General features: G+C 50.9%; 11 protein-coding genes. 9 read left to right on the top strand and 2 right to left on the bottom strand.

Annotated features, from left to right (window positions below):
* From KOO63_08425 to KOO63_08415, 3 genes are all read left to right on the top strand, one after another.
* The coding region (locus KOO63_08425) for a reductive dehalogenase (protein ID MBU8921831.1) at positions 1–1,288 on the top strand (1,288 nt) is incomplete at its 5' end.
* Positions 1,285–1,581 carry a hypothetical protein gene (locus KOO63_08420; GenBank protein ID MBU8921830.1) on the top strand — a complete coding sequence of 99 codons (297 nt, stop codon included), beginning with the start codon at positions 1,285–1,287 and terminating at the stop codon, positions 1,579–1,581. The genes KOO63_08425 and KOO63_08420, both read left to right, overlap by 4 nt.
* Entirely contained in the window at positions 1,581–1,910 is a 330-nt protein-coding gene (locus KOO63_08415; protein ID MBU8921829.1) for a TfoX/Sxy family protein, read from the top strand. The genes KOO63_08420 and KOO63_08415 overlap by 1 nt, the downstream gene beginning before the upstream one ends.
* A gap of 60 nt (positions 1,911–1,970) precedes the next feature.
* On the opposite strand, the gene KOO63_08410 is transcribed toward KOO63_08415, so the two are convergent.
* Both KOO63_08410 and KOO63_08405 read right to left on the bottom strand, forming a co-directional pair.
* Positions 1,971–2,852 (bottom strand): alpha/beta hydrolase, encoded by an 882-nt coding sequence (locus KOO63_08410; protein MBU8921828.1) that lies wholly within the window; start codon positions 2,850–2,852, stop codon positions 1,971–1,973.
* Positions 2,845–3,054, bottom strand: a complete 210-nt coding sequence (locus tag KOO63_08405) for a hypothetical protein (GenBank protein MBU8921827.1) — start codon at positions 3,052–3,054, stop codon at positions 2,845–2,847. Before KOO63_08405 ends, KOO63_08410 begins: the two co-directional genes overlap by 8 nt.
* A 243-nt stretch (positions 3,055–3,297) precedes the next feature.
* Here KOO63_08405 and KOO63_08400 point away from each other — a divergent pair, with 243 nt between their 5' ends.
* The 6 genes from KOO63_08400 to KOO63_08375 form a co-directional block, all read left to right on the top strand.
* The gene (locus KOO63_08400) at positions 3,298–4,341 is read left to right on the top strand and encodes a hypothetical protein (protein MBU8921826.1); all 1,044 of its coding nucleotides are present in this window, start codon (positions 3,298–3,300) and stop codon (positions 4,339–4,341) included.
* Positions 4,342–4,396: 55 nt separating this feature from the next.
* Entirely contained in the window at positions 4,397–5,020 is a 624-nt protein-coding gene (locus KOO63_08395; GenBank protein ID MBU8921825.1) for an RNA polymerase sigma factor, read from the top strand.
* On the top strand, positions 5,007–6,284 hold the full coding sequence (locus KOO63_08390) for a zf-HC2 domain-containing protein (protein MBU8921824.1): 1,278 nt from the start codon (positions 5,007–5,009) through the stop codon (positions 6,282–6,284). Before KOO63_08395 ends, KOO63_08390 begins: the two co-directional genes overlap by 14 nt.
* 61 nt (positions 6,285–6,345) lie before the next feature.
* Positions 6,346–6,789: a hypothetical protein gene (locus KOO63_08385; protein ID MBU8921823.1), complete on the top strand. Its 444-nt coding sequence runs from the start codon at positions 6,346–6,348 to the stop codon at positions 6,787–6,789.
* Positions 6,767–8,422 (top strand): polysaccharide biosynthesis C-terminal domain-containing protein, encoded by a 1,656-nt coding sequence (locus KOO63_08380; protein ID MBU8921822.1) that lies wholly within the window; start codon positions 6,767–6,769, stop codon positions 8,420–8,422. Before KOO63_08385 ends, KOO63_08380 begins: the two co-directional genes overlap by 23 nt.
* Positions 8,419–8,709: glycosyltransferase (locus tag KOO63_08375; protein ID MBU8921821.1), on the top strand; the 291-nt coding region annotated here is incomplete at its 3' end. The genes KOO63_08380 and KOO63_08375, both read left to right, overlap by 4 nt.

Here is an 8,709-nt window from a genome sequence, read left to right as displayed (position 1 = left end):
GTATATGGTCGACATACCTCACTACGAGAAGGTGTCCGCTACAAGGCGCGTGGACGCGAGGTCCGAAGTGGTCTTTTCAAGGATCTCCAGGTTGATGAGAGGATGGAATCCTGCCGAGGGGGTCGATGGGCTTGAAGAACCTCTCCGGAAATATTACAGGGAAAATCCTGAAAGTCTCACTGATGACCTCAAGCTGCGAGACGAGATATTTCCGAAGAGAAGAAAAGACGTAGCTGAATATCACGACGAGTTCGTTCTTGCCGAAGCGTGGTCTCACGCTATGGGCTCGGTCTGGCCGGATTTCGAGGAATCCCCACCCGAGGTCGCGGATTTTCCAAAGGGAGATGCTTTCGGGGAACCTTCCACTCCATTCAGGATGAGATCCCCGGAACTGACTTCAAAGCTTGTCAAGCAGATGTCATATGAGTTCGGATCGATACTTACCGGGATCACCAGGTTGAAATCCGACTGGGTATACAAATATCCCATGCGGGGGAGGGGAATAGAAGAGGATAAGCCTTTCGATGTCCCTAAACACTGGAAGTACGCGATCGTGGTCGGGACCCCGATGTCCTGGGACCCCTTCTATGCTAATCCGAACTATGGCTCTTCGCACGATTCATATGCCAAGTCGAGGATAGTGGCCTTTCGCCTCGTCTCTTTTATCAAGCAGCTCGGCTACGCCGCCCGCGCGCATACGCCGGGGATGGACTATGACCTCATGGTCCCGCCGATCCTGATCGATGCGGGCCTGGGCGAGCAGGGAAGGCATGGTGTAGTCGTCACTCCGGAGCTGGGTTCGAATTTCAGGCCAGCTGTCATAACGACCGATCTGCCGATGGAAGTCGACAGGCCGATAGAGTTTGGAGTCCAGGATTTCTGCCGCACATGTAAGATCTGCGCGGAACAATGTCCGAGTGGAGCCATAACTTTCGGCGACAAGGAGGTGGTCCGGGGATACAGGCGGTACAGAATAGATGTTTCAAAATGTCACAATTTCTGGTATTCAAATCTTGGAAACATCGGATGCAGGCTTTGCGTGGCGGTCTGTCCCTATTCGAGAAAATCGAACTGGTTGCACAGGTCCGCACTGAAGGTGACATCGGCCGATCCGACAGGACTCTCGCACAGAATGCTTACAGGCATGCAGAAGAAGCTTTACCCCGCACCCGACGCGAAGGAGTATTTCATGCCTTCGATGGGTGGAAGCAATGAGTCGTACAGGGATCCTCCCTGGTGGCTCAGAACGGGGGACTTTATTGATTTTCAGGAGGGGAAAAAGAAATGAGTTATTTTACCAGTGGAGTATTCTGGTTTATCGAAGGGATACTTTTCTGCGTCGTACTCTCGGGATTCAAGGCCTGGACTATCGAACACGGGATCAAGATGTCCGCGTGGAAATGGGTCATGGTTGCGGGATGGATCCTTCTTGCCGGGTTTACGATCGCGTTTATAGGGACCAGTCTTGGAGAAAGTGAAAAGACAGCCGCCCTCGTCGGCGGATCGTCGTTCGGTGTAATCTCTATTCTGACCGGTTTTGTACTCTGGCGCGTACTCGGACTGGGGAAGAGGCGAAGCTGATGGCGTATGATGAAGAGCTTGATATCAGGATCAGGGAAAAATCCGCTCGGTGGGATGCCATGAGCAGTAGAAAGATGTTTGGCGGAGTCTGTCATATGTCCAATGGCAATATGGTATGTGGTGTCTATAAGGATTTTCTTATTCTGAGGTTGGGAGAGATCGAGGCTGCAGCAGCCCTGGACGGATCCGATACAAGGCCGTTCAACGTTACCGGGCGCCCGATGAAGGGGTGGGTGATGGTCGACCGTGACGGATACGAGGACGACCAGGCGCTCGAGGAGTGGCTCGAGAAGGCGAAGAGATTCGTAGACACACTTCCGGCCAAGTGAGCAGGCTGGTATGGGGCCCCTTGCAGACTCTGAATAAGAGTTGCAGCGAGGCCCTGGTTCTCATTCTTTTGAAGTCAGTTCCTCGATGGCTTCCCTCAATGCAGAATTGAATTTCTCGGGTACTTCCAGCATGAGGAAGTGTCCGCAACCCTTTATGATCTTCACGTCGAATGACAGGATACGGGCTTTTCCCGCCTCGATATTTGTGGGGTACTTGTCAGAGTTGATTGCGATGACGGGTGCCTTCAGACCCTGGAGTGATTCTTTCGGATCATAGGCGAGTGTGCTTTCCAGGGCTCCGATACCCACTTCAGGAGAGGCAGAGGACATGTCGGTAATTATTTTTGCTACAAAGTCCGGATCGGATTCAGGAGCGAACATCGAAGAGACCATCATCTTTGTTCTGGAAGAAAAATCGGATTTAAATCCCTGTAGAAATCGCTCTGTCTGAGCATCTGTATATTTTGTGCCGAGGTTCTGGTACGTATCCACGCCAACGATTCCGATCACTTTGTCTCCGAGCTTCATTGACGCTCCGGCAACGACCGGCCCCCCCATCGAGTGACCGACAAGAATGACATTGTCGAGGCCAAGTTTCTCGACAACGGCTTTGACATCTTCAGCGAAGAGGTCGAGCGTCCATCTTTCCCTGCCTTTGGCTGAACTTCCATGTCCACCCAGGTCGATAGCGACAACAAGGTGGGTTTTTGCGAAACTGTCGATCTGTTCGCGCCAGTAACTCCTGTCACAGCACCAGCCATGTACGAATACCAGCGCGGGACTGCCCTTTCCGTGGAACTCGTATGTGATCTCCAGGCCGTCCACCGATCTTGTCGTTGCTATATCCGGAAAAGCCGATGCGGGCAGAGCCAGGCAGGCGGTCATGACATTCAATATGATGATCCCGGAAACTATCCTGGAAACATGTAGTATCCTATTCATCTCCCGCTCCTTTCAGGGTGACGATAAACGCGAAGATCCCAACCGTCATTCCCAGTCCCAGAAAGAGCCCCTCAAAGAAATGACCCATGGAGTAAGATCCTGAGAACTTATCCAGCATCATTGACGATCCGATGCAGATAAGGGCGAATGGGCTGAATGTCGGCATGAGTTTCTTGCGCAGGCTATGGTTCCGTAACAGCATTTCGTTTTCCTTTCGCTTTCATTCGGACAAGTTTCGATGACGCATCTGTGATTCTGGCGCCATCGTTTAAGTAAAGTCGACTTTACATTTATGAGTATATATCATAATCAATATTTGTCAAGCAGACTTTACATTATTTATTTATTTTTCTGGTCGGTGGAACACAGGCCGGACTTTTCCTGTCATATATTCGAACGTATTGGATGAATTTTATAATCGGCTTATGGAGAAAGGGATTGAATTATGCGAATTGTCAGAGTGGTAGTCATAATCCAGCTTTTAATATGTACTTTTCATGTAGAGAGCGATGCCGGAGAGAGAACGATCGTATCTCCAGTAATGGATGTACGGATAGAACAAGGTCACAATACGGTATTCTGCTCGACTTTTCAGCTTGCCTGGAATTCGATGGTGAACAGTATTGTTCTGGAGAAGATATTTCTCGAGAAAGACCTGGATATCGTGAGGAGCATGAACAGGATGATGTACACATCAAGTGATATAGAGGAATCTGATTATTATGTGGCAAGCGGGTTCGGTAGTGACAATATCGCGAGAACGATCAACAGGGAATTAAAGGAGAAGTTCGGCCTTCATCCTCCCGTAGTCGATGAGAAGTATAATGATGATGATGTAATAATGGCTTACGCATTCCTTGATAAAGAACTGCAGTATCTTCACAAATTTCGGGAATACGGATCCCCGATGCGGTTTGGTTACGGAGAGACACGACCTGAAGTCGCTGGTTTCGGTATTGGTCAGGGTGATTCTGGCTTGTCAGTGGACCAAAGGTCACAGGTAAAGATCCTCGATTACGTGGATCCAGGTGATTTCATCATCCGGATAATGTCTGCTGATGAGGGAGAGGAGATCATCCTTGCCTGCGTGAATCCGGGAGAGACTCTCCTTGAGACCTTCGAGGATGTCGAGTGGAGAATAGCTAATGGCAGCCCTGCCAGGATGAGAGACGGTGATGTCCTTATCGTGCCGATTCTTGATGTGGATATTCGGCATTCGTATGATCAACTTTTGGGACTCTATCTTCTTAACTATGATTTTAAGAGCTATTTTGTAGCGGAGGCGAGGCAGGATATACGGTTCAAACTTGACAATAAGGGGACATCGCTCGATTCGCAGAGTTTATTAGTTCTCAAGAAAGGAGGAATCAGCGGGAAATCATTGATATTTAGTAAACCGTTCATGATCTATCTGCGAAAGAAGGGTGGACATTATCCATATTTTGCAATATGGGTCGGAAATGAGGATGTGATGGTGCCCGGCACTTGATCGTAATATCGGAAGTGGCGGAAGAACCGTTGTTTAAGAAAGATCCGGATACTGGATGAACGAATCAGAAGTCGTAAAGACTGTAAATATTGAAGCTGAAAGCAAGTCGCTGGTGAAGGCTTTTCTGGACGGTGATAAACGGGCCTTCGACAGGCTGATAGTCCTCCACCAGAGGATGGTGTTCAGCCTCTGCTTCAGGCTGCTGGGAGAATACGACGAGGCCGACGATGCGGCCCAGGATGTATTCATAAAGGTTCACCGGTATATCGGAGGTTTCAGGTTCGAGTCGAGTTTCAGGACCTGGATCTACAGAGTTACGGTGAATGCATGCAGGAACAGGATGGATCGCCGGGAGTACCGAATGAAGAATAAGAAAGTGAGCATCGAGAAAGGGCCTTCACACAGGGGCGAAGACAGTCCGATGGATATTCCCGACCGGTCGGAATCTCCTCTCGGCTCGATCGCACGAAAGGAAGTCGGTCGAATGATCCATGAGGCGATCGGCCTGCTGTCGGGGGAGCAGAAGATGGTTGTGGTATTGAAGGATATCCAGGGGCGTTCGTACGATGAGATCGTGGATATGACAGGGATGAAAATGGGAACGGTGAAATCAAAACTGTCCAGGGCCAGGTTGAAATTGAGGGAACTATTGCAAGGAAAGATCGATGAAGGATTGTAATAAGATAAAACCGATGCTGTCAGAGTATATCGATGATGTTCTGCCGGAAGCAGATTCCGCACGGGTGAGATCTCATCTGGAAGAATGTACCGAATGTATGGAGATGCACCGGTCGATGAGAGAGATCATCGTCCATATGAACGATATGGAGCAGGTCGATCCTCCGCCGGGGTTTGCAGACAGGGTCAATGAGCGACTCGAACAGGAATCTCCATTACGCAGGGTTATCCGGGGGATATTCCATCCTCTGCACATCAAGGTACCGATCGAGATCGCGGGGCTTGCCGCCGCCGTGGTCCTGATCGTCTATATCTCGGGGTTTGTCGGGAAGCAAGGGGTGGAAGACGCGCTTCCGGTCGGAACGGGAATGGAAAAAGCGGAGAGACTCGACGGAGTCAGATATGTTGAAGAAGGGAAAGCGCGTGGTGTCGGTAGAATCCCGGAAGAACGTGAAGAAAAGGACATGGAAGATCTGGATGTGCCGTCCGGATCGGAAGTCGTGTACGAATCAACCACCTTGCCGAAAGTGGAATCAACTACACCATCGATAACGGAGTCGCCCACAACGTCAGCCCTGAATGAATCCGAAAAGAAGAAGACCACTGCCGGGATCACGAGCCAGGCTGCAAGTGACAAGTCTGATGGGAGCGAATCAGAAAGCGTCGAGTCTCAGTCGACACCGAAGTTCGCGGGAACGACGCAGGAGATCCTTGTCGAGGCCAAGGTGAAGCAGATCGAGGTCAGGGACAGTGATGTCAGTTACAAGGTGACAAGCGATGAGCTGGAGGAAAAGCCTGCGGACGACGTGGTAGAGGCCCTTGCACTTAAGGGCGGGATCGTCAGGACCGGTGATGACCTTCATGCCCGCAGTGGTTTTGCATCCACCGACCTGCCGAATATAGATTCTTCACCCGACTCGATCATGGCCCATCTGTCGTGGACCGTTGATTTACTCGGTGGAAGGATCATTGATGAGATGATCGTCGATGAGAAGGAGATCGATCATTTTGATACCGATGCGGATGCGATTCGTGTCAGGACAACGAGATCCCTGGCAGCCAGGGAATCTTCTGCCGTGGAATCTTCTGCACGACCCGATTCACTGGTTGGACTCAGAATGAGTCCTGTCGTTGTGATTGTTCCCCGTTCTGAACTTGAGAGGTTGTACATGGCGATCCTGAGGATCGGGTCCGTGAGGCCGGTCGAGATGGAACAGATCGCGGAAGAGGGCGACAGCGTCAGGTTGAGGATCGAGTTTCCGTAGAAGTGGAGGCTGAGTGTATTTCGATGTAGCCCGGATTCCTTTGACCTGCTAGTATCCGCACATGAATTTTTTTATAGACAGTGAGAGGTTCAAGGTGTTCGACAGGCTCAGGGCGATCTACATCATCCTGTTCATAGCCTGTTTTGCCCTGACGGAGATCGGCAGATATATCTACAGGCCGTGGGTCTACGCGAACGGTATCAGAGATTTCTGGATCGCCGATACGATGGGTAATCATCTTGGAGTGATGACCCAGATCTTCTTCGGCATGTCGATTCTCAATCCCGGCAGAAAAAAAGCTCTGAGGCTTGCGACCTTTTTTACAACAGGATATATCGTCTATGAAATGGCGCAGATATGGCTTCCTAAAGGGACCTTCGACTGGAAAGACGTGTTCGGGACGCTGGCAGGGGGTATCGCAGCGATAGTGTTGCTTCTTCTGTTACATAAATGCTGTCCGGCAGATCGAACGGGAGATCCGGGTGGAAAAGAAGAAACTATATAAAAGCGGATTCTTTGTAGCTCTCGTGTCATTTCTCAGCAAGGGGCTGGGATATCTCAGGGAGATCATCCTCGCCTATTTTTTCGGGACAGGTGCTGTCGTCGATGGTTTCCGGATAGCGGTCACCGCGATCATGCTTCCGGTGAACATCCTTGCCGGCAGCGGCCTGCAGAATTCTTTTATCCCTGTTTTTCGGGGGCATCTCTCTACCGGCAGAAAACGTATCGCCTGGGCGCTGGCCAACCAGCTCTTTTTCTTCTTGATGATCGCCGGGCTGGTCATCTTTGTGCTGGAATATTTCTTCGCGGAGAAATGGATCTTCCTTCTCGCTCCAGGGTTCAATGAGGTTCAGACCAGTCACGCAGTCTTTTTCACAAAGATAATGAGCTTTTCAGTGCCGATGCTCATGGCATGCGCGACAGCATACGTGCTGAACTGTTTTTATATATTCAAGACACCATCGCTGCGGCCGGTGGTCCAGAACATCTTCGTGCTGGCCGGTGTGCTGCTGACAGTCTACAGAAGCAATTTCGCATTTATGGGTGCCGCATTTCCTGTTGCCTACGTCGCGTTCTTTCTCATGCTTACGTCGAGTCTCAGGAAATACTGGCACTTCCAACCCATCAGGAGTCTCCGCCGCGCGATGAAGATATGGTCCACCTTTCTACCGGCATGGCTTCCGCTCATGGGGATGGTACTGGTAGCGCAGCTTAATGTCTATATCGACAGGGTCATCACATCACTGCTCGCCGAGGGTTCTGTGGCCGCGCTGGAATACGCGAGATTCCTCGTAGAAACTCCCGGCATCACCCTGGGGATGGGATTCATGAGCGTCTTCCTGCCGTACTTCAGCGATTTATCCGCGCGTGACGAGATGGACAGGCTCTCGACCGACATAGGCGATATGATCATGTACGCCGTCTATATAATGCTTCCGATCAGTGTGGTTCTTTTCGTCGGGGCCGAGGAAGTTATCAGGCTTATCTACGGCTACGGCAAATTCGGCGATGCCAGTATCGAGCTTTCAGCCGGCGCGCTGAGGGGCTATTCGATAGGCGTCTGGGCCTATTTCCTCTATATACCAGTTTCCAAATACTATCAGGCGGTCAGAAGGAACGTCGTTCTGCTGGTCTGTTTTATCATATCCCTGGCGATCAACATCACACTGAACCTGATGCTCTACAAACGATTCGGTATATCCGGGATCGCTGTCGCGACCAGTATCTCTCAGATCGTGCTTTTCGTCCTTTTATTTGTTTTTATGAAAGTGCCGGAGAAGTGCAGGGCGGCAGGTCGGATACTGTTCATGACGGCTGTGGCACTGGTCTCAGGCCTGGCGGCATTCTGGGCAGGCTCGATATTAACGGGGTCCAGTCTGTTTATCGAGAAGTTCTCATCGTCCGTTGATGGGAGTGTCAGCAGGTATGGATACGCTTTAAGGCTCGCTGTCATTCTGGTTGTGATCGCTGTTCTGTGGTTCGTCCTGACCCTTGCCCTGCGGAAGGTGAGAGAGGAAGTCAGAAAACGGATGCGCCGTGGTAGGGGAAGTGGCAGCGGAACGGAAATTGGAGACAGTACGAGACATGGGAGAGGGAATGACCATGGCGATGGGTCCGACGGCGGAGATCGGCCATGAGGATCCTGATGATCACCAGGGTCTACGGCCGGCGGGGAGGGATAGCTCGGACCTCTCTCGAGACAGCTGAACGACTCGCCGCGCGGGGACACCATATCACGGTCCTGACCAACCAGGTCGACAGCGATTATGATTTCGAGAATATAGATTTCAGGCGGGTAAGGTTGCTGGGACTGCCCCATTCCGTTGGAATCAAGCTGAAGAATCTCATTGAAGTACCGCAGTTCGTCCTGTTCAGCACGATTGCAGTTCTGTTCATGAGAAGACGTTATGACATCGTATGGAAC

It is taken from the genome of Candidatus Latescibacterota bacterium (genome assembly GCA_019038625.1).
Classification (GTDB): domain Bacteria; phylum Krumholzibacteriota; class Krumholzibacteriia; order Krumholzibacteriales; family Krumholzibacteriaceae; genus JAGLYV01.
The sequence above is the reverse complement of the archived record's forward strand: the minus strand, read 5'-3'. Positions and strand labels throughout refer to the sequence as shown.